Here is a 19,613-nt window from a genome sequence, read left to right as displayed (position 1 = left end):
ATTTCCCACCGCGTCACAACTGAACCAGGAGCCGCCCCACATGCCGATGCCGACCGAGGAAAGGGTGAGCCAGCTCGTGGCTGGACTCGTCGAGCGCCGAGGATACGACCTCGAGGGTGTCGAGATCTCGACGTCGGGCAAGCATGCGGATGTGCAGGCTCGAGTGAAGGTGACGGTGGACAGCGACGACACCTCCGATCTGGACTCTATCGCCATGCTCAGCTCGGAACTGTCGGTCCAGCTCGACGACGCGGGCGAGTTCGGCGAGACGCCCTACCTGTTGGAAGTCTCGACTCCGGGGATCGATCGCCCGCTGACCGCGGTCCGGCACTGGCGCCGGGCGCGCGGCAGGAAGGTGCGGATCTCGCTACACAAGGGCGCGCAGTCCCCGGAGGGGTCGGCGACATTCGAGGCCAGGGTCGGTGCCCTCGCCGATGATTCGGTGGCGCTGGTGCTCGGCGGCAAACGGAACCCGCACCGGGTGACCGTCCCGCTCGCCGACATCGCCGCGGCCGTCGTCCAAGTCGAGTTCTCTCCGCCCGGCGCGCGGGAGCTGGAACTCGCCGGCGGAGTCGTCCCGGGGCGTCCGAACCCGGGCCAGGAAGATGCGGGAGCGGTCGATAACGCCGCTGATGTCCGAGGAACACCGAATGCACAACCCGAATCCGTAACAGCGTCCGATTCGCCGACCGAAGGGATCGTGGAATGAACATCGAAATCGAAGCCCTGCGCGCGATAGTCGCCGACAAGGGGATCTCGATCGAGACCGTGATCTCCGCGATCGAGTCGGCGCTGCTCACCGCGTACCGCCACACCGAGGGCCATCAGCCCAACGCCCGCATCGACATCAACCAGAGGACCGGTGTGGTCCGGGTGATGGCCCGCGAGCTGGACGTCGACGGCAATGTGATCTCCGAATGGGACGACACCCCAGAGGGGTTCGGCCGCATCGCGGCGACCACCGCACGCCAGGTCGTGCTGCAGCGGCTGCGGGACGCGGAGAACGAGAAGTCCTTCGGCGAGTTCTCCACGCACGAAGGCGATATCGTCGGCGGCGTGGTGCAGCGCGACGCGCGCGCCAACGCCCGCGGCACGATCGTGGTGCGCATCGGCAGCGAGCTGCACGGCGCCGAGGGGCTGATCCCGCCCGCCGAGCAGGTGCCGGGGGAGACCTACGAACACGGAGACCGGATCAAGTGCTACGTCGTCGGCGTCTCCCGAGGGCAGCGCGGTCCGCAGATCACGCTGTCGCGCACCCACCCGAATCTGGTGCGGCGGCTGTTCGCGCTGGAGGTGCCCGAGATCGCCGACGGGTCGGTGGAGATCGTCGCAGTGGCGCGTGAGGCGGGCCACCGCTCCAAGATCGCCGTGCGCACCACCGTGCCCGGCGTCAACGCCAAGGGTGCCTGTATCGGCCCGATGGGGCAGCGCGTGCGCAACGTGATGAGCGAGCTGGCCGGCGAGAAGATCGACATCATCGACTACGCCGACGACCCGGCGACCTTCGTCGGGAACGCGCTCTCACCGTCGAAAGTGGTTTCCGTCACTATTGTGGACCCAGAAGCCCGCGCGGCCCGCGTCGTGGTCCCCGATTTCCAGCTCTCGCTGGCTATCGGCAAGGAGGGGCAGAATGCCCGCCTCGCGGCGCGACTTACCGGGTGGCGCATCGATATACGCAGCGACGCCGCGCCCGACATGGGTGGTGGATCGGTTCGAACGGAGGCGCACCGCAGTTGACGGAAACCCGTCGGCGGAATGCTCGGGATGACATGTTGGTAACTTCCGCGGGGGAGGGGTTCGGCGTTCCGAGCGGGGCAGCGGTAGAGTGGTCGAAGGTTCAGTCCGAGCCTTCGGTTCCTTTGCTTGACCGCATCACCGAGCAGCAGGCGGCGCCCCAGCGTCCAGCAGCTCCCGTGCGGACCTGTATCGGGTGCCGGAAGCGCGAACTGGCCGTCGATCTGTTGCGGATCGTGGCTCGAGATCGTGAGACCGGAGACGGCTCCCACCCCATCGAGATCATTCCCGATCCGCGGCGTAGACTTTCCGGACGGGGTGCCTGGCTGCACCCCTTTTCGGCTTGTCTGAGCACGGCAGAGCGACGCCGAGCGATCGGCAGAGCACTACGAGTGTCCGGACAACTGGATATCTCAGTCCTGGAGCGTTACCTCGAGAACAGGCACGAGCACTCATGAGCACACCGTGAAGTACCAACGATGAACGTCCATCGGAGATAACCCGAGGTCGTGCGGGCCCCCGTCCCCAAAACGGTGGCGCTGCTCGACCTCTCAGTGAGGAGAGCAGTGGCAGGCAAGGCCCGCGTGCACGAGTTGGCCAAAGAACTCGGTGTCACGAGCAAGGAACTACTCGCAACGCTCAAGGAGCAAGGCGAGTTCGTGAAGTCGGCGTCCTCGACGGTGGAAGCACCCGTCGCGCGTCGGCTGCGTGAGTCGTTCGCGGCGAAATCGGCCCCGTCGAACGGCACCAAATCGGGTACACGCCCCGGTCCGTCCTCGGCCCGTCCGGCCGCGAAGCCCGCAGTCGGCGGCCCGCGCCCCGGTCCCCGTCCATCGGCCCCCGTTCAGGCGGCGCCTGCCGCCCAGGAGACCGCCCGTCCCGCCGCTCGTCCCAGCGAGTCGCCGGCCGTGAAGGGCGAGTCTCCGGCCGTGAAGCCGGGACCCGCCGCTCGTCCCGGGCCGTCTCCCAAGCCGGTGCAGGAATCCGTCGCGCCCGCGGCTTCGGCCGTGTCAAGCCCGACCGCGAATCCCGCGCAGGCACCGGCCGGTCCGCGTCCGACGCCGGGCGGCGGCCCGCGTCCCGGTCAGCAGCAGCGTCCCGCTGCTTCCGCGCCGGGTGGCCAGCGCCCGGGCGGCGCGGCTTCCGGTCCACGTCCGGGGCCGAAGACCCCGCGCGTCGGCAACAACCCGTATTCGTCGGCTCCCGAGCGTCCCGCGCCGCGTCCGGCCCCCGGTCAGGGGCAGGGTGGTCCGCGTCCCGGTCCGGGGCAGGGTGGTCCGCGTCCCGGTCCCGCTCAGGGTGGTCCGCGTCCCAGTCCCGCGCAGGGTGCGCGTCCGGCGGCCGGTCAGGGTGGTCCGCGTCCCGGCGGTCCGCGTCCGAGTCCTGGCTCGATGCCGCCGCGTCCGAACCCTGGTGCGATGCCGTCCCGTGCGGCGCGTCCGGGCGGTGCCGGTGGTCCCGGTGCCGGTCGTCCGGGTCGTCCCGGTGGCGCCGGTGCCGGTCGTCCCGGCGGCGGTGGCGGCGGTGGCGGTGGCGGTGGTTACCGCGGTGGCGGTGGCAGCGGTGCGCCCGGTGCGGGCGCGGGTGCGCCCGGCGCCGGTGGCGCTGCCGGTGGATTCCGCGGTCGTCCCGGTGGCGGTGGCGGCGGTCGTCCAGGTGGTCCCGGCGGCCGCGGCGGTGCGGCCGGTGCGTTCGGCCGTCCCGGTGGCGCGCCCCGTCGTGGCCGTAAATCGAAGCGGCAGAAGCGGCAAGAGTACGACTCGATGCAGGCGCCCGCCGTCGGCGGTGTGCGGCTGCCGCGCGGCAACGGCGAGATCATCCGGCTCGCCCGCGGCGCCTCGCTGTCGGACTTCGCGGAGAAGATCGACGCGAACCCGGCCGCGCTGGTGCAGGCGCTGTTCAACCTCGGCGAAATGGTCACCGCGACCCAGTCGGTGAACGACGAGACGCTCGAGCTGCTCGGCGGCGAGATGAACTACGTCGTGCACGTGGTCAGCCCGGAGGACGAGGACCGCGAACTGCTGGAGTCGTTCGACCTCACCTACGGCGAGGACGAGGGCGGCGAGGAAGACCTCGAACAGCGTCCACCGGTGGTGACCGTCATGGGTCACGTCGACCACGGTAAGACCCGACTGCTGGACACCATCCGCAAGACCAACGTCCGCGAGGGCGAGGCCGGTGGCATCACCCAGCACATCGGCGCCTACCAGGTACTCACCCACCTGGGCCAGGAAGACCGGCTCATCACCTTCATCGACACCCCGGGTCACGAGGCGTTCACCGCCATGCGTGCCCGCGGTGCGAAGGCCACCGACATCGCGATCCTGGTGGTTGCCGCCGACGACGGTGTCATGCCGCAGACGGTGGAGGCGATCAACCACGCACAGGCCGCCGACGTGCCGATCGTGGTGGCGGTCAACAAGATCGACAAGGAAGGCGCGAACCCGGAGAAGATCCGGCAGCAGCTCACGGAGTACAACCTGGTGGCCGAGGAATACGGCGGCGAAACCATGTTCGTCGACATCTCCGCCAGAGAGAACATCAACATCGAGGCGCTGCTCGAGGCGGTTCTGCTCACCGCGGACGCCGCCCTCGACCTGCGGGCGAACCCGGACATGGACGCGCAGGGTGTGGCCATCGAGGCGCACCTCGACCGCGGTCGCGGCCCGGTCGCCACGGTGCTGGTGCAGCGCGGCACGCTGCGCGTCGGCGACTCGATCGTCGCGGGCGACGCCTACGGTCGGGTGCGCCGCATGGTCGACGAGCACGGCGAGGATGTCGAGGCGGCGCTGCCGTCGCGGCCGGTCCAGGTCGTCGGCTTCACGTCGGTGCCAGGCGCCGGTGACAATCTCCTCGTAGTCGACGAGGACCGGATCGCCCGGCAGATCGCCGACCGGCGCAACGCGCGCAAGCGCAACGCGCTGGCCGCACGCAGTCGTAAGCGGATCAGCCTGGAAGATCTGGATGCCGCGCTGAAGGAAACCAGCGAGCTGAACCTGATCCTCAAGGGCGACAACTCCGGTACCGTCGAGGCACTCGAAGAGGCGCTGCTCGGTATCCAGGTCGACGACGAGGTGCGGCTGCGGGTCATCGACCGTGGTGTCGGTGGCGTCACCGAGACCAATGTCAACTTGGCCTCGGCGTCCAACGCGATCATCATCGGGTTCAATGTCCGTGCGGAGGGCAAGGCGACCGAACTCGCCAACCGCGAGGGTGTCGACATCCGGTACTACTCGGTGATCTACCAGGCCATCGACGAGATCGAGAAGGCCCTCAAGGGCATGCTCAAGCCGATCTACGAAGAGGTCGAGCTGGGTCGCGCCGAGATCAGAGCGATCTTCCGCTCGTCGAAGATCGGCAATATCGCCGGCTGCATGGTCACCTCGGGTTCGGTCAAGCGCAACGCCAAGGCGCGCCTGCTCCGCGACAACGTGGTGATCGCCGAAACCACGACGATCTCGTCGCTGCGCCGGGAGAAGGACGACGTCACCGAGGTCCGCGAGGGCTTCGAATGCGGTATGACGGTCACCTACTCCGACATCAAGGAAGGCGACATCGTCGAGGCCTACGAGCTGCGCGAGAAGCCGCGCGACTGAGAGACCGAGACGATTCCGGACGCCGCGCCGAGTAGGTGTGGCGTCCGGACCGGCCGTCCGAACCACAAAAGAAGGTAAGTGGGTGTATCTGGGTGCCCTGGAGTTCGACCTCCTGCTGGGCGATGTGCATTCGCTGAAACAGAAGCGCTCCGTGATCCGGCCGATCCTTGCCGAATTGCAGCGCTTCGGTGTCAGCGCCGCCGAGGGCGGGGAACACGATCTGTACCGCCGCTCGGTATTGGGGGTGGCCATGATCAGCGCGGGCATTGGCCATCTGACCGAGGTGTTGGACAAATGTGAACGGCACGTCGCGGCACGTCCGGAGTTACAGTTGCTGGCGGTGCGCCGCCGAATCTTCGGACCTGAAGACTGACCGCGGCGGGAGCGACGGGCACAGAGGCCGTCACTCGCATGACCACGGAGGGTTCTGCTTCCGCCGCCATTGAACAGAGTTAGTAGTGAGGAGGAAACGGCCATGGTGGATCAAGCCAGGGCACGCCGACTCGCCAAGCGGATTTCCTCGATCGTGGCGACCGCGATCGAATACGAGGTGAAGGATCCGCGGCTGCGTTTCGTGACCGTCACCGACGCCAAGGTCACCGGCGATCTCCGGGAGGCGACGGTGTACTACACCGTGATGGGTGAAACCATCGACGCCGAACCGGATTACGTCGGCGCTGCCGCGGGCCTGGAGAAGGCCAAGGGTGTGTTGCGCTCAAAGGTGGGCGCGGGAACCGGGGTGAAGTTCACCCCCACGCTGGCGTTCGTGCTGGACACTGTGCCCGACGCGGCGCGGCAGATGGAGGACCTGCTCGCCAAGGCGCGGGCCGCGGACGACGCGGTCGCCAAGGTGGCAGCCCACGCCAGGCACGCGGGCGACGTCGACCCCTACAAGGTCGAACGCGACGGCGACGAGTGACATGCGGTAGTCGATGACGACGATGCGGGAAACGGCCGACTTGGACGCGGCCGTGCTGGCGTTGGACGCGGCACGCTCGGTCACCGTCGTCTGCCATGTCCAGCCCGACGCGGACACCATCGGAAGCGGCCTTGCGTTGGCGCTGGTCCTGCACCGGCGCGGAATCCCCGTGTGGGTGTCGTTCGCCGAACCGGCGGAGTTGCCCATGTCGATGACCTCGCTGCCGGGTGTGCGGCACTTGGTCGCGCCCGCTGACGTGCCCGCTGAGGTCGACCTGCTCGTCGCGGTGGACTGCGGCAGTAGGGGGCGGCTCGGTGTGCTCGCCGACCGATTGCCCGGTGCCGCCACGACACTGGTGATCGACCACCATCGGTCCAACACGCGCTTCGGTGCGATCAACGTGGTCGATCCCGGTGCCGAGTCCACGACGAGTGTGGTCGCGCGGCTGCTCGACGCGTGGCGAGTGCCGATCGATCCGGACGTGGCGCATTGCCTGTACGCCGGCCTGGTGACCGACACCGGCTCGTTCCGGTGGGTCCAGCCAGGCACACACGAATTGGCGGAGCGGCTGCTGGCCACCGGCATCGATGGCGCGGACATCGCTCGCACTCTGCTGGACACCCACCCGTTCGGCTGGCTGATGATGCTGTCGCGGGTGCTCGGTACCGCGCAGCTGGCGCCGGATGCGCTTGGCGGCGTGGGGCTGGTGTATGCGTTCGTGCGACGTGACGATGTCGACGGGGTGCGGTCGGAGGAGGTCGAGAGCGTGATAGACATCGTGCGCACGACCGCCGAAGCCGGGATCGCCGCGGTGTTCAAGGAATCTCGTACGGTGCCCGACCGGTGGACGGTGTCGCTGCGCTCGCGGGACAGCGGGCGGAGCACGGGCGACGGTATCGATCTCGCCGAGGTGGCCACGGCGCTGGGCGGTGGCGGACATCGCTTCGCGGCCGGCTACACCGCGTACGGTATGCCCGACGATCTGGTCGGCGCGCTGTTGGCCGCACTCGGGTGATCGGGTCCGCCGACTCCGGTCGGTTACGGGCGGAGATTGCTCGGCCGAATCGTCTTGCCGTGGGACGATGATGTTCGCTTTATGCCTGGGCGCACGTCTTCACACGACCGATCGACGTCCATACCCTCTCCGAGCACTCCGGTGGTCGTGCGACGAGTGCGGCCGCCATGGTTCGAGTCCACATACCGCCCGGCCCGCGGGCGACGGAATGTGTCGGTGCCCCATGCAAGGGTGGGAATCGCGTGGATCGTCGGCGGCCTCGAGCACGCCCGTGCAGGGAGGTTTCGGTGAATGCGATGGGTTCCGGTGAAGCGGAGGTCGCCGGCCCGGAGACGCCGCAGATACCGGGCCGCACCGAATCGGCCACCGAGGCCGGCCCCAGGCGCATTCTCGGTCTGGCGTTGCCGACGCTCGGCGTGCTGGTCGCCGAGCCGATCTATCTTCTGTTCGATCTCGCCGTCGTCGGCCGTCTCGGTGCGCTCGCGCTGGCCGGTCTCGCGGTCGGTGGATTGATTCTGACGCAGACCAGTTCGCAGCTGACCTTCCTGTCCTACGGCACTACCGCACGGTCGGCTCGCCGTCACGGCGCGGGTGACGCCCGGGGCGCGGTCGCCGAGGGCGTGCAGGCCACCTGGATAGCGATCGCGGTCGGCGCCACGATCGTGGTGCTGGTGCAGGGCTTCGCCGTTCCGCTGACGAACGCGATCGCGGGTGGCGGCGATATCGCCGCCACCGCGCTGGCCTGGGTGCGGATCGCGCTGTTCGGTGTTCCCCTGATCTTGATCTCGATGGCGGGCAACGGTTGGCTGCGCGGCGTCCAGGAGACGCGCAGGCCGCTGGCATATGTCGTTGCCGGACTTGCGGTTTCGGGAATCCTCTGCCCGATGTTGGTGCACGGGTTGCTCGGTGCGCCGCGTATGGAACTGTCCGGTTCCGCTGTCGCGAACGTCGCCGGTCAGACCCTCACGGCGGTCCTGTTCCTGAACGCGCTGATCCGTGAACGGGTTTCGCTCACCCCGCACTGGTCGGTGATGCGCGCGCAGCTCGTCCTCGGTCGCGATCTCATCGTCCGCAGTTTCGCCTTCCAAGCCTGTTTCGTCTCGGCTGCGGCGGTCGCGGCCCGGTTCGGCGCCGCCTCGGTCGCCGCCCACCAGTTGGTTCTGCAGCTGTGGAACTTCCTCGCGCTCACCCTGGATTCGCTGGCCATCGCCGCGCAGACACTCACCGGCGCCGCGCTCGGCGCGGGCGACGCGGAGGGCGCCCGCCACCTGGCCCGGCGCGTCACGCGCTGGTCGGAGATCTTCAGCCTCATCCTGGCGGCCTGTTTCGCGGTGGGGGCGGCGGCCATCCCGACGCTGTTCACCGATGACCCGGAGGTTCTGGATCGCACCCACGTCGTGTGGTGGTTCTTCGTTGCCCTGATCCCGGTGGCGGGCATCGTCTTCGCCCTCGATGGTGTCCTGCTCGGTGCGGGCGATGCCGCCTACCTGCGCACCACCACGCTGACCGCGGCATTGCTCGGCTTCCTGCCCGCCATCTGGCTGTCGCTGGTCTTCGGATGGGGGCTCGCCGGAATTTGGTCCGGCCTGGTCGCGTTCATGCTGGTGCGGCTGATCGCCGTGGCGTGGCGTGCGCTGTCCGGCCGGTGGGCCCGAGTCGGCGCCGAGGTGCCAACATGAGGGAGCGTCGGCGAGTGAGTCGCGCACGACGGAGCCCTGCATCAACGAGGTGCAGTTGTGAGGGAGCGTCAGCGAGTGAGCCGGGGACACAGCGCGCAGTCGCGCACGACGGAGCCGAGCGTCAGCGAGGTGCAGTCGTGAGCGACACCCCCACCGGTCGGTGGACGCGGATCGGAACGGATGTGCCAAGGTAGGTGTGGTGATACCCAAGTTGATGGCGGTGAGCGACATTCATGTCGGGCACCAGGGGAATCGGCCGGTTGTCGAGCAGATCACGGCGGACTCTCCGGAGGACTGGCTCATCGTGGCCGGGGACGTCGGGGAGAAGACCGAGGACATTCGGTGGGCGTTGGAGCTGCTGCGCGGCCGGTTCGCCAAGGTGATCTGGGTGCCGGGCAACCACGAGCTGTGGACCACGGCGAAGGATCCGGCGCAGATCTCGGGCGTGGCGCGCTATGACTACCTGGTGTCGCTGTGCCGGGACCTGGACGTGCTCACGCCGGAGGACCCGTTCCCGGTGTGGGACGGCGCGGGCGCCGAGGAGTATGGCGGACCGGTGACCTTGGCGCCGATGTTCCTGCTGTACGACTATTCGTTCCTGCCAGAGGGCGCGACCACCAAAGCCCAGGGCCTTGCCATCGCCCGGGAGCGCAACGTGGTGGCCACCGATGAGTTCCTTCTCTCGCCGGAGCCGTATCTGACCAGGGACGCGTGGTGCCACGCCCGCGTGCAGGTGACCAGGCGCAAGCTCGACGCACTCGCACCCGGCACGCCGGTCGTGCTGATCAACCACTTTCCATTGGTTCGCCAGCCGACGGACGTGCTGTTCTACCCGGAGTTCGCGCTGTGGTGCGGTACCGAACTCACCGCCGATTGGCACACCCGGTACAACGTGGTCTGCTCGGTCTATGGCCACCTGCACATTCCGCGCACTTCGTACTACGACGGTGTGCGGTTCGAGGAGGTCTCGCTCGGCTACCCGCGGGAATGGCAGCGTCGCGGCCTGCCCGCGCAGCTGCTGCGCCAGATCCTGCCGACCCCGCAGTATCCGCCGGGCACGCTGAACAAATTCGGCGGCCACTTCCAGGTGACCCCCGAAATGGAAGCCGCCGCCGCCGAAATGCGTAGCAAGGCGCAGCAGCGGCGCGGACGCCAGTAGTGCGCACCGGCTCGACTAGGCTCGTCGGTGATGATCGAGAATATTTTGCCCGGGGGTGTCGCCTCGGCTGAGCTGCTGGATTACCCGGAGGATCTGAAGCCGCATCCGGCCGAGGAGCATCTCATCGCCAAGTCGGTGGAGAAGCGGCGCCGCGATTTCATCGGCGCGCGGCACTGTGCCCGGCTCGCGCTCGCGCAGCTCGGCGAGCCGCAGGTCGCGATCGGCAAGGGGGAGCGCGGCGCTCCGGTGTGGCCGCGCGGGATTGTCGGCAGCCTGACGCACTGCGACGGGTATCGCGCCGCCGCGCTCGGCCACAAGCTTCGGTTCCGTTCGATCGGCATCGATGCCGAGCCGCACGCCACGCTGCCCGACGGGGTACTCGACTCCGTCAGTCTCCCGCGGGAGCGGGAGTGGCTGAATACCATGGACTCCGCACTGCATCTGGACCGTCTGCTGTTCTGCGCCAAGGAGGCTACCTACAAAGCGTGGTTCCCGCTGACCCTGCGCTGGCTGGGCTTCGAGGAAGCGCACATCAGCTTCGAGATCGAGGACTGCTCTGCCGAGTCCGGTCACGGCGGCTTCCACAGCGAGCTGCTGGTGCCCGGCCAGACCACCGATGGCGGGGTCCCGCTGCGTTCGTTCGACGGTCGCTGGCTGATCGCCGACGGTTACATCCTGACCGCGATCGTGCACGCCTGATGGGCAGTCTCGGCGGGCTGCTCATTGTCGACAAGGACGGCGGCTGGACCAGCCACGATATCGTCGCGAAATGTCGGAAGCTACTGCGCACGAAGAAAGTCGGGCACGCGGGCACCCTCGACCCGATGGCCACCGGCGTGCTCGTTCTCGGCGTGGAACGGGCGACGAAGCTGCTCGGCCTGCTCACCTTGACGACGAAGGTGTACACGGCGACCATCCGCCTCGGGCAGGCGACAACCACCGACGACGCCGAGGGCGAGGTGTTGTCCACCACTCCGGCCACACACCTCAGCGACGACCACATCGCCACGCGTACGACCGAATTGACCGGCGATATCGACCAGGTTCCGGCCACCGTGAGCGCGATCAAAGTGAACGGCGAACGCGCCTACGCCCGCCACCGCGCGGGCGAGGACGTGCAGCTGGCCGCCCGCCCGGTCACGGTGTCGCGGTTCGACGTGCTCGCCCGCCGCGACAACGGCGATTTCGTGGACCTGGATGTGGTGGTCGAATGCTCCTCGGGCACCTACGTGCGGGCGCTGGCCCGCGATCTGGGCGCCGCGCTCGGCGTCGGCGGCCACCTGACCGCGTTGCGCCGCACCAGGGTCGGTCCGTTCACCCTCGACCACGCCCGCAGCCTGGACGAGGTGGCGGCCGCGGCGGAAGCCGACGGGCCGCTGCTCAGCCTCGACATGGACCAGGCCGTGCGCACCGCCTTCGCGCACCGCGACATCGACGCCGCGCAGGCCGAGGATCTGCGTAACGGTCGTTGGCTCGAACCGGTCGGAATCCCGGGCGTGTACGCCGCCATCGACTCGGAGGGGCGTGCGATCGCGCTGCTGCGGGAGAGCGGCAAGCGGGCGTCCTCGGTCATGGTTGTGCGCCCGGCGAACCTGTAGCGGGACGCGGACCGCTCGCGCCCGTGCGGCGTGGAGCAACCGCGTGTATCCGAGTGCCTGGCTCAGGGCGGAATTCATTGGTGGACAACGATTTCATCGGTCAGCTGTGCCTTCGACGTCGAGGTCGATGATCGGCCGCAGTGCGCCGAGCAACGCCCCGAGCGAGGTCTCGCGCATTTCGGTGCGCGTCAGAGTGCCGTTTTCCAGCCAATCGACGGTGAGCACCCGGACGAAGGTAAGCCAGCTCATCAGGATCGAGGAGACGGTCGCGCGAAGGCGCCCATCCAGCCGCATCGCGTCGAGCACGCGGTTGCGCAGTTCGCCGAGTTCTCCCGTGATGATCGCCTGGATCGTGGGATCGGCGGCCAGCACGTGGTTGGCGGCGAGCACGCTGTTGGCGTTGGCCTCGAAGTAATCGAAGTGCGCGTCCAGACCCGCGGCGAGCTGGTCGGCCAGTGGGGCATCGGCGTCGAAGGTCGTCGCGATCAGCAGCTGATCGGACGCGAGTTCGTAGACGGCTGCGAACAGCTCGCGCTTGCTCGGGAAGTGCCGGTAGAGCAGAGCGCGGGACACGCCCGCCGCGGCGGCGACGTCCTCCATGAGGACGCCGTCGTACGGGCGTTCGGCGAACAGCTTCGCCCCGGCATCGAGCAGCACGCGGCGGCGCTCATCGGGGGAGAGGCGGCGGCGGGTACTCATCTCCTGAGCTTAGTTGACGTACGTCTACCGAGAGCCGTAGGGTCTTAGTAGGCAAACGTCTACTAATGACACGGCAGTGGTCGGGATGTCGATTCCCCCGACATGCCTGTCGAATACGTCATGTCATCCGGGAGGGATGTATGTCCGCAGCATTGAAATGGCTTTCCATGGTGATGGGCTTCGCCTGTGTTGCTATCGGGTTCCTGCACATCGCACTCGGCATCGACGCGGTGCCCGACATGGGCTCCTCCGGCGTGACCGCTGACAGTCAGAGCCGGTTTTTCGGCGCGATCTTCCTCGGATACGGCCTCGCCTGGATCTGGGCGGCACGGCAGTCGCCCATCCCGGCGACCGCGGTGCGCTGGCTGGCCGGCATTTTCCTGCTGGGCGCCGTGGCCCGGTTCATCTCGATGGCTGTGTACGGCTGGCCGCACTGGTTCCAGCTCGTGCTGACCGCGCTAGAGGTCGTGCTGCCCCCGATCTACTTCTGGCTCGCCGACGCCGATGAGAAGCGGGCCGGCGCGGCCCGGCTCGACGGTCGGGTGCCCGCGGCGAGCTGACCGCACTAGCGACCCGCGTCGGCGTAGCCCGCTCCGCAGCAGCCGGGAACACACGTTTTGTCCCCACTGCAACCCTCCGAAACGGGACCGTCGCGCGCTCAGGTCGCGCTCGGCGTCGCGCCGATCTGGTGGCGGAGGCGTTGCACGGCATCGTCCATGTGGTCGATGAGGAGGGCCCTGGCTCGGGTGGGTGTCGCGGCGACGATCGCCTCGCGTAGGTCGAGGTGTTCGCGAACCTGCTCCCTGAGGTCGGGATAGGTGATCTGCAAGGCGCCCAGGCACATTCGGGTCTCGATCAGCAAAGTGCGGGCGGCTCGGACCAGCCGGGGGCTGGCCGCGCTCTCGACAAGGGCCTCGTGGAAGGCCTGATCGGCATCGGACACGCCGACCACGTCACCGCGTTCGGCGCATGCGCGCATCTCCTCGACGCTCGGCCCGAGGGCCTCGTAGGCGAGCGGGCGGCGACCGTCCAGGATCAGCTCCAGCGCGCCACCCTCCAACGCCGTCCTGGCCCGGTAGATGTCGATGACGTCGTCGAGGGTCAGTTCGATCACGAAGATGCCGCGATGGCGGATGCTGTGCAGCAGCCCCTCGGACACCAGGCGCTGCATCGCCTCGCGGACCGGCCCGCGCGACACCTTGAACTGCGCCGCCAGGTCGGCCTCGCCGAGTTGCTCCCCGGGGGCGAGATTGCCGCGCATGATTGCCTCACGGAGCCGGTCGGCGATCATCTCCGCGGTGGACTGCCGGTTCACCGGCTCGAAATCAACGACGGACATCGGTCTGCCTTTCCGCGAACAGAATGCCCAACCCGGGGACGACCGGCTCGGCGCCCGCCAGCCGCAGGCCCGCCCAGATCGTCACCTGGTTGGCGGTCAGCACCGGCTTCCCCAGCGTCGACTCCAGCTCCGGCAGTACGGCCAAGGTGTGCATGGCGGTGTCGGGGATCAGCAGCGCCTCCGCGTCGGGGTGGTCGTTGTCTACGGCGAGCCGCAGCACCTCGGCGGGAGTAAGGGTGCCGACCTCTGCGGCGGTGTCGATACCCGCGCTGGCCATCGAGACGACGTCGATGCCCGCGTCGGCGAGGAACTCGACGAACAGCCGCGCGACGTCGTCGGGATAGCTGGCGGCGATGGCGACTCTGTGCAGGCCGAGTGCATGGACAGCGTCGGTGAACGCGAGGCTGGTGCTGGTCGCGGGCACGCCCGCGACCTCGGCCAGCGCGCGCACCTGGTCACGCGCGCCCGTGGGGCCGTAGACGAAACTGCCCGAGGTGCAGGCCCAGACAACCGCGTCCGGCCGGTGTGATGCGAGCAGTGCGGCGCCGCCGCGCAACTTCTCCGGGCTGCCCAAGTCGAGCAGTTCGGGGACGGCGTGCAGATCGGTACCGTAGATGTGCGCCACCGGAAGGTGCGCGCCGAGCGCGGCGGCGGCCAGCGGGTAATCGTCCTCGGCCGCGTGGTCGGGATAGATGAATCCGACGATGGGTGCCTGCATGCGATGTTCTTCCTTCAGAAAACGTTGAGGAGCCACTTTCCCGGACCCATCATGGGCAGCTTCATCCGGCCGAGACAGGCCCACATGGTGAGCTGGTTGGCGGTGAGGACCGGTTTGCCGAGCGCCTGTTCCAGCGGCTCGATGACGTCGTAGGTCGGCAGATTGGTACAGCTGACGAAGATGGCCTGGGCCGCGGGGTCGTCGGCCCCGACGATCCGCTCCGCGATGGTGCGGTAGCTGACCTTCCAGATCCCGCCGCCGAGCCCGAGATGATCGGAGCGGACCACGGCGCAGCCCGCCTCGGCGAGGAAGTCGTGCAGCTTATGGGTGAGGATCTCGTCGTACGGGGTGAGCACGGAGATCCGGGTGAGATCCAGATGGCGGATCGCCTCGAGCAACGCGCCCGAGGTGGTCACCGCGTCCTGGGCGCCGGCCCGGCAGATGGTGTGGCGCAACGACTTCTCGTAGGCAAGGCCTTTGATGAAGCTGCCCGAGGTACACAGGTAGGCGACCACTTCGGGTTCCACGTGCAGCACGTCGCGGGTAGCCGCGGTCAGGTGTACCGCGTCGGACACCAGCTCGGCCATCTCCAACGACACCGGTACCGGCTCGTAGGGGGTGCGGGCGAGGTGCAGGCTCACCTCTAGCGGCGCCCACCGCCAGAGTTCCCGTTCGAGTGCGAGGTCGAACGGGGCGATGACCCCGATACCTCGTTGGGCAACGGGCCCATCGAGGTCGGGAAAGCTCAAATCCACTGCGGCCCCTCTCGCGCTCAGCCGGGACGACCTCCGAACACGATCGGATTGTTGACAATCATACGATGTGATCTTAACGTGTCAATATGGATCAGGGCCCCATTGTCGCCGTCCTGCATAGTGACAGTGTGCCCGACGCCGAGCTGATGGCCTCCGTGGCAGAACGCGCCGTGGTTCGCTACACCGAGGCGTCCGGGCTCGCCGACGCACTGTGCGGGGCGGAAGTGTTGTTCGTCTACGACTTCGGCACTCGCGCGCTCCCCGGCGCATGGCACGCCGCCGACCGGCTTCGATGGCTACACATGGGGTCGACCGGTGTCGACCCCGCGATGTTTCCCGAAATGCGGGCGAGTGATGTGGTGGTCACCAATACCCGGGGCGTCTTCGATGCCGCGATCGCCGAATACGTGCTCGGGCAGATTCTGGGTTTCGCCAAAGACCTGTCCGGCTCGCTGCTGTTGCAGCAGCGGCACGAATGGCGTCACCGCGAGTCCGAGCGAATCGAGGGGGCTACCGCGCTGATCGTGGGCACCGGCTCGATCGGACGCCGCATCGCCCGGCTGCTGCGTGCGGCGGGGATGACCGTGCGCGGGGTGGGCAGGCGCGAGCGCGCCGCAGACCCGGATTTCGGCACCGTCGCCATCGACCTGCACGCCGAACTGCCCTGCGCCGACTACGTCATCGCGATCGCCCCGCTGACGCCGCAGACCAGGAACATGTTCGACGCCAGCGCTTTCGCGGCGATGAAGCCGCATGCCAGGTTTGTCAACGTCGGTCGTGGGGAACTCGTTGTAACCGACGATCTCGTCGCCGCGCTGCGCACCGGATCGATCGCCGCGGCGGCGCTCGATGTGGTGGATCCGGAGCCACTTCCGGCGCAGCATCCGCTATGGGAGCTGCCGAATGTCCGAATCACCCCGCACAACTCGGGTGACTTCATCGGCTGGCGCACCGAGATCGTCACCGCATTCACCGAGAACTTCGACAAATGGATCGCCGGACGTCCGCTGGACAACGTGGTCGACAAAAGGCTGGGGTACGTGCCCGGCTGAAGGAGCCCAGTCATGAGCTACCCCGACATGAATATCCCCACCGACCCGGCCGCCATGACGGCGGTCGAGCTGGTCTCGGCCTACGCGGCGGGCACACTGTCGCCCGTGGAGGCGACCGAGGCGATCCTGCGGGCCATCGCCGACCGGGACGGCGCGTTCAACGCCTTCTGCCTCGTCGATCGCGACCGCGCCCTGGTACAGGCGAAGGATTCCGAGGCGCGGTGGCATTCCGGCCATGCCCGCGGACTGCTCGACGGCGTGCCGATCTCGATCAAGGACGTCTTCCTGACCGAAGGGTGGCCCACTCGGCGCGGCTCCACCTCGATCGACCCGAGCGGGCCGTGGTCGGTGGACAGCCCCGTTGCGGCGCGGCTGCGCGAGGACGGGATGGTGTTTCTCGGCAAGACGACCACCCCCGAGATCGCGTGGAAGGCCGTGACCGACAGCCCGCTGACCGGCATCACCCGCAACCCGGCCGATCCGTCCACCACCGCGGGCGGGTCTTCCGGCGGTAGCGCCGCCGCCGTGGCGGCGGGCATGGGCCCGGTCTCGGTCGGCACAGACGGGGGAGGCAGCGTGCGAATTCCGGCGGCCTTCTGCGGCATCGTCGGGTTCAAGCCCACGTATGGCCGGATTCCGCTGTACCCGGCCAGCCCCTTCGGTCCGCTGGCGCACGCGGGACCGATGACTCGCACGGTCGAGGACGCGGCATTGCTGATGGACATCCTTTCGCTGCCCGATCCACGCGACCCGACGGCGCTGGCACCGACGCTCACCGCGTTCCGTGCCGAGATGCATCGCGAGGTGCAGGGTCTCCGCGTGGCGTACTCGGCGACGCTCGGCTACGCCCAGCTCGACTCCGAAGTCGCCACGATCGTTGACGCGGCGGTGGCCCGCCTTGCCGAGGCCGATCTGCTGGTCAGCGCGGCCGACCCAGGTTTCACCGATCCACGCGAGGCGTTCGAGTCGTTGTGGGCGGCGGGCGCGGCCACCATGCTGTCCGGCTTCCCGGAGGGAACACGCGGGCGGGTCGACCCCGGGCTGCGTGCGGTGTGGGAGCGCGGCGAAACCGTCGGCGCCGTCGATTATCTCGTCGCGCGCAACGTGGCGGCACAGATCGGCATCACGATGGGCACCTTCCACACCGACTACGACGTCCTGATCACGCCGACAGTGCCGATTCCCGCGTTCGAGGCAGGCCACGACGTGCCGCCCGGCAGCGGCCTGCAGAGCTGGCCGCAGTGGACGCCGTTCACCTACCCGTTCAATCTCACCCAGCAGCCCGCGATCAGCATCCCGGCGGGCACCACGCGCGCCGGCCTGCCGGTCGGATTGCAGATCGTCGGCCCGCGCCACTCGGACGATCTGGTGCTGGCCGTGGCCCGCTACGCCGAACACGTGCTGGCGTCCTGAACGCGACCAGCGGCCCCGGACTACTCCGGGGCCGCTGGATTTCGGACGTGGTCAGGCGCGGGCGAAGGCGAGCGTCTCGCCTTGTACTCCCTGCACCCACAAGGCATTGCAGGCCGCGGCGATCTCGGCGAGCCCGTCCTCGATGGTGGCGAAGACATTGCCGGGGACCCAGCCCATGTCACCATTGATCAGCAGGTTGTTGCGGCCGTAGAACAGGGCCAGGTCGGTGGCGCCGCGCTCGTGCTCGGCCGCCGAACCAGGGTCGTAGCCGTAGGCCGGGTTGCCGATCTCCCACGGCTCGAAGTCGAACAGGCACACGTCGCCGGGGATCGGGGTGACGGTCGGATTTTCCCGATGCGGCGCCGCGTCGATCCTCGGGACGAGGGTGTAGACCTCGTTGCGGGCGTACTTGGCGTGAAACGCGTCACCCTCCTGTGGCAGCGCGTCCCACACGGCCGCGCAGGTTTGCGGCGCCTCTGCGTCGAGCAGCCGTGCGCGACAGGACACTCCGGCTTTGGTGAGGCTGATGGTGATGTAGCGGGCCATGTGGTCCTGCTTCCTGGTTGGTGCTCGGCGGTCGAGCACAGCGGTCACGGAGCGGACGACCTGCGGCGGTCGCCGCGGGATGGTGTTACAGCTCGGCGAGGACCTCGGACCAGATCGCGAGCGCGTCCTCGATCTGAGTATCGGTCACGATCAGCGGCGGAATCATCCGCACTACGTTCATGTGTGCGCCGCAGGTCAGCAGCAGCAGTCCCTTGGCCACCGCCGCACGCTGGGCGGATGCCGCGGTGGCCGGATCGGGTTCGCCGGTGGCCGTGGTGAATTCGGCGCCCGCGAGTAGACCGAGTCCGCGCACGTCGCCGATCGCCTTGGTGGCGCGATCGCGGAGGCCGCGCAGCAGTTGCGTGCCCCGGGCGGCGGCGTTCTGCACCAGCCCTTCGGATTCGATGACGTCGAGCGTGGCGATCGCCGCCGCACACGCCACCGCGTTGCCGCCATAGGTCCCGCCCTGCGAGCCCGGCCACGCCCGCGCCATCAGTTCGCGCGACGCCGCGATGCCCGAGAGCGGAAACCCGCTGGCCAGTCCCTTGGCGATGGTGATCACGTCAGGGCGCACGCCGAAGTGCTGGTGGCCGAAGAACTTTCCGGTGCGCCCGAAGCCGGTCTGGATTTCGTCGAAGACCAACAGGATGCCGTGCCGGTCCGCGCGCTCGCGCAATCCGTGGAAGAACTCGGTGTTGCCCGGAATATAGCCGCCCTCGCCGAGCACTGGCTCGACAATGAACGCCGCTGTCTCCGCTGGAGAGGTGAGCGTGGCGAACAGGTAGTCGAGCTCACGCAGCGCGAAGGCGGTGGCCTCCTGCTCGCTCCAGCCGTAGCGGAACGCTGTGGGGAAGGGCGCGACGTGCACACCCGACATGAGCGGACTGAATCCCGCCGAGAATCGGGTACCGGAGGTGGTCATGGTCGCGGCGGCGACAGTGCGACCATGGAATCCGCCGTGGAAGACGACGACGTTCGGCCGCCCGGTGGCCTGCCGCACCAGCCGCAGCGCCGCCTCGACCGCTTCGCTGCCGGAGTTGGCGAAGAACAGCGCGTCCAGCCCGTCGGGAAGGACCGCGCCGAGCCGCTCGGTCAGCTCCAGCAGCGGCCGGTGCATGACGGTCGTGTACTGACCGTGAATCAGCGAGGCGACCTGCGCCTGCGCTGCCGCGACCACGTGCGGGTGGCAGTGGCCCGTGCTGGTAACGCCGATGCCCGCGGTGAAGTCCAGATATCTGCGGCCGTCGGTGCCGTAGAGATAGCACCCCGTGCCGTGGTCGACGGTCACCGGAGTGGCCTGTTTCAGGACGGGCGATAGCTCGGTCATGGTGATCCGCCTCCATGTGGTTGGACGTACATCCGAAGTTGTCTATTGTCGGATTGTCGACAAT

General features: G+C 68.4%; 20 protein-coding genes. 14 read left to right on the top strand and 6 right to left on the bottom strand.

Annotated features, from left to right (window positions below; all coding sequences use genetic code 11):
- Positions 1-40: 40 nt before the first annotated feature.
- The 11 genes from rimP to truB all read left to right on the top strand — a co-directional run bounded on the left by rimP (position 41) and on the right by truB (position 11,700).
- On the top strand, positions 41-709 hold the full coding sequence (gene rimP, locus OH799_RS13745) for a ribosome maturation factor RimP (RefSeq protein ID WP_357260503.1): 669 nt from the start codon (positions 41-43) through the stop codon (positions 707-709).
- Positions 706-1,737: a transcription termination factor NusA gene (gene nusA, locus OH799_RS13740; RefSeq protein ID WP_357260506.1), complete on the top strand. Its 1,032-nt coding sequence runs from the start codon at positions 706-708 to the stop codon at positions 1,735-1,737. Before rimP ends, nusA begins: the two co-directional genes overlap by 4 nt.
- 176 nt (positions 1,738-1,913) lie before the next feature.
- Positions 1,914-2,192: a YlxR family protein gene (locus tag OH799_RS13735; protein WP_406280211.1), complete on the top strand. Its 279-nt coding sequence runs from the start codon at positions 1,914-1,916 to the stop codon at positions 2,190-2,192.
- A gap of 108 nt (positions 2,193-2,300) precedes the next feature.
- The gene (gene infB / locus OH799_RS13730; protein ID WP_406280209.1) at positions 2,301-5,330 is read left to right on the top strand and encodes a translation initiation factor IF-2; all 3,030 of its coding nucleotides are present in this window, start codon (positions 2,301-2,303) and stop codon (positions 5,328-5,330) included.
- A gap of 82 nt (positions 5,331-5,412) precedes the next feature.
- A complete protein-coding gene (locus OH799_RS13725; protein ID WP_406280207.1) occupies positions 5,413-5,703 on the top strand; it encodes a DUF503 domain-containing protein in 291 nt (96 codons plus the stop codon).
- A gap of 102 nt (positions 5,704-5,805) precedes the next feature.
- On the top strand, positions 5,806-6,249 hold the full coding sequence (gene rbfA / locus OH799_RS13720) for a 30S ribosome-binding factor RbfA (protein WP_406280205.1): 444 nt from the start codon (positions 5,806-5,808) through the stop codon (positions 6,247-6,249).
- Between the two features lie 13 nt (positions 6,250-6,262).
- The gene (locus tag OH799_RS13715) at positions 6,263-7,264 is read left to right on the top strand and encodes a bifunctional oligoribonuclease/PAP phosphatase NrnA (RefSeq protein ID WP_406280203.1); all 1,002 of its coding nucleotides are present in this window, start codon (positions 6,263-6,265) and stop codon (positions 7,262-7,264) included.
- Between the two features lie 296 nt (positions 7,265-7,560).
- Entirely contained in the window at positions 7,561-8,943 is a 1,383-nt protein-coding gene (locus OH799_RS13710) for an MATE family efflux transporter (RefSeq protein WP_406280201.1), read from the top strand.
- 214 nt (positions 8,944-9,157) lie between these two features.
- On the top strand, positions 9,158-10,102 hold the full coding sequence (locus OH799_RS13705; protein ID WP_406282086.1) for a metallophosphoesterase family protein: 945 nt from the start codon (positions 9,158-9,160) through the stop codon (positions 10,100-10,102).
- Between the two features lie 30 nt (positions 10,103-10,132).
- Positions 10,133-10,801 carry a 4'-phosphopantetheinyl transferase Npt gene (gene npt, locus OH799_RS13700; protein WP_406280199.1) on the top strand — a complete coding sequence of 223 codons (669 nt, stop codon included), beginning with the start codon at positions 10,133-10,135 and terminating at the stop codon, positions 10,799-10,801.
- Positions 10,801-11,700, top strand: a complete 900-nt coding sequence (truB, locus tag OH799_RS13695) for a tRNA pseudouridine(55) synthase TruB (RefSeq protein ID WP_406280197.1) — start codon at positions 10,801-10,803, stop codon at positions 11,698-11,700. Before npt ends, truB begins: the two co-directional genes overlap by 1 nt.
- A 93-nt stretch (positions 11,701-11,793) precedes the next feature.
- Here the strand turns inward: truB and OH799_RS13690 are convergent, their stop codons facing one another.
- Positions 11,794-12,399, bottom strand: a complete 606-nt coding sequence (locus OH799_RS13690; RefSeq protein ID WP_406280195.1) for a TetR/AcrR family transcriptional regulator — start codon at positions 12,397-12,399, stop codon at positions 11,794-11,796.
- A 140-nt stretch (positions 12,400-12,539) separates the two neighbouring features.
- Here OH799_RS13690 and OH799_RS13685 point away from each other — a divergent pair, with 140 nt between their 5' ends.
- Positions 12,540-12,959, top strand: coding sequence for a DUF4345 domain-containing protein (locus OH799_RS13685; RefSeq protein WP_406280193.1), 420 nt, complete (start codon positions 12,540-12,542; stop codon positions 12,957-12,959).
- A 98-nt stretch (positions 12,960-13,057) separates the two neighbouring features.
- On the opposite strand, the gene OH799_RS13680 is transcribed toward OH799_RS13685, so the two are convergent.
- The 3 genes from OH799_RS13680 to OH799_RS13670 are packed head-to-tail and all read right to left on the bottom strand — an operon-like array spanning position 13,058 to position 15,211.
- The gene (locus OH799_RS13680; RefSeq protein ID WP_406280191.1) at positions 13,058-13,738 is read right to left on the bottom strand and encodes a GntR family transcriptional regulator; all 681 of its coding nucleotides are present in this window, start codon (positions 13,736-13,738) and stop codon (positions 13,058-13,060) included.
- The gene (locus OH799_RS13675; RefSeq protein ID WP_406280189.1) at positions 13,725-14,456 is read right to left on the bottom strand and encodes a maleate cis-trans isomerase; all 732 of its coding nucleotides are present in this window, start codon (positions 14,454-14,456) and stop codon (positions 13,725-13,727) included. Before OH799_RS13675 ends, OH799_RS13680 begins: the two co-directional genes overlap by 14 nt.
- A gap of 14 nt (positions 14,457-14,470) precedes the next feature.
- Positions 14,471-15,211 carry an Asp/Glu/hydantoin racemase gene (locus OH799_RS13670; protein ID WP_357260543.1) on the bottom strand — a complete coding sequence of 247 codons (741 nt, stop codon included), beginning with the start codon at positions 15,209-15,211 and terminating at the stop codon, positions 14,471-14,473.
- A gap of 86 nt (positions 15,212-15,297) precedes the next feature.
- Between OH799_RS13670 and OH799_RS13665 the strand changes: the two genes are divergently transcribed.
- Both OH799_RS13665 and OH799_RS13660 read left to right on the top strand, forming a co-directional pair.
- Positions 15,298-16,263: a D-2-hydroxyacid dehydrogenase gene (locus OH799_RS13665; RefSeq protein WP_406280187.1), complete on the top strand. Its 966-nt coding sequence runs from the start codon at positions 15,298-15,300 to the stop codon at positions 16,261-16,263.
- A gap of 27 nt (positions 16,264-16,290) precedes the next feature.
- Positions 16,291-17,676, top strand: a complete 1,386-nt coding sequence (locus tag OH799_RS13660; protein ID WP_406282083.1) for an amidase — start codon at positions 16,291-16,293, stop codon at positions 17,674-17,676.
- 51 nt (positions 17,677-17,727) lie between these two features.
- Here the strand turns inward: OH799_RS13660 and OH799_RS13655 are convergent, their stop codons facing one another.
- Complete coding sequence (locus OH799_RS13655; protein ID WP_406282080.1) at positions 17,728-18,222, bottom strand: DUF3830 family protein; 495 nt, start codon at positions 18,220-18,222, stop codon at positions 17,728-17,730.
- An 85-nt stretch (positions 18,223-18,307) separates the two neighbouring features.
- Entirely contained in the window at positions 18,308-19,549 is a 1,242-nt protein-coding gene (locus OH799_RS13650) for an aminotransferase class III-fold pyridoxal phosphate-dependent enzyme (protein ID WP_357260551.1), read from the bottom strand.
- Positions 19,550-19,613 lie beyond the last annotated feature (64 nt).

Source organism: Nocardia sp. NBC_00881 (assembly GCF_045207455.1).
Classification (GTDB): domain Bacteria; phylum Actinomycetota; class Actinomycetes; order Mycobacteriales; family Mycobacteriaceae; genus Nocardia.
This window is presented reverse-complemented; position numbering and strand designations above follow the sequence as displayed.

What these genes read in the sequence shown, in the direction of transcription:
- OH799_RS13705 (WP_406282086.1), top strand. Translation starts at nt 9,158, where the DNA reads ATGGCGGTGAGCGACATTCATGTCGGGCACCAGGGGAATCGGCCGGTT.
- truB (WP_406280197.1), top strand. Translation starts at nt 10,801, where the DNA reads ATGGGCAGTCTCGGCGGGCTGCTCATTGTCGACAAGGACGGCGGCTGG.
- OH799_RS13685 (WP_406280193.1), top strand. Translation starts at nt 12,540, where the DNA reads ATGTCCGCAGCATTGAAATGGCTTTCCATGGTGATGGGCTTCGCCTGT.
- nusA (WP_357260506.1), top strand. Translation starts at nt 706, where the DNA reads ATGAACATCGAAATCGAAGCCCTGCGCGCGATAGTCGCCGACAAGGGG.
- OH799_RS13715 (WP_406280203.1), top strand. Translation starts at nt 6,263, where the DNA reads ATGACGACGATGCGGGAAACGGCCGACTTGGACGCGGCCGTGCTGGCG.
- OH799_RS13665 (WP_406280187.1), top strand. Translation starts at nt 15,298, where the DNA reads ATGGATCAGGGCCCCATTGTCGCCGTCCTGCATAGTGACAGTGTGCCC.
- OH799_RS13680 (WP_406280191.1), bottom strand. Translation starts at nt 13,738, where the DNA reads ATGTCCGTCGTTGATTTCGAGCCGGTGAACCGGCAGTCCACCGCGGAG.
- OH799_RS13660 (WP_406282083.1), top strand. Translation starts at nt 16,291, where the DNA reads ATGAATATCCCCACCGACCCGGCCGCCATGACGGCGGTCGAGCTGGTC.
- OH799_RS13655 (WP_406282080.1), bottom strand. Translation starts at nt 18,222, where the DNA reads ATGGCCCGCTACATCACCATCAGCCTCACCAAAGCCGGAGTGTCCTGT.
- npt (WP_406280199.1), top strand. Translation starts at nt 10,133, where the DNA reads ATGATCGAGAATATTTTGCCCGGGGGTGTCGCCTCGGCTGAGCTGCTG.
- OH799_RS13690 (WP_406280195.1), bottom strand. Translation starts at nt 12,399, where the DNA reads ATGAGTACCCGCCGCCGCCTCTCCCCCGATGAGCGCCGCCGCGTGCTG.
- OH799_RS13710 (WP_406280201.1), top strand. Translation starts at nt 7,561, where the DNA reads ATGGGTTCCGGTGAAGCGGAGGTCGCCGGCCCGGAGACGCCGCAGATA.
- OH799_RS13650 (WP_357260551.1), bottom strand. Translation starts at nt 19,549, where the DNA reads ATGACCGAGCTATCGCCCGTCCTGAAACAGGCCACTCCGGTGACCGTC.
- rimP (WP_357260503.1), top strand. Translation starts at nt 41, where the DNA reads ATGCCGATGCCGACCGAGGAAAGGGTGAGCCAGCTCGTGGCTGGACTC.
- OH799_RS13675 (WP_406280189.1), bottom strand. Translation starts at nt 14,456, where the DNA reads ATGCAGGCACCCATCGTCGGATTCATCTATCCCGACCACGCGGCCGAG.
- rbfA (WP_406280205.1), top strand. Translation starts at nt 5,806, where the DNA reads ATGGTGGATCAAGCCAGGGCACGCCGACTCGCCAAGCGGATTTCCTCG.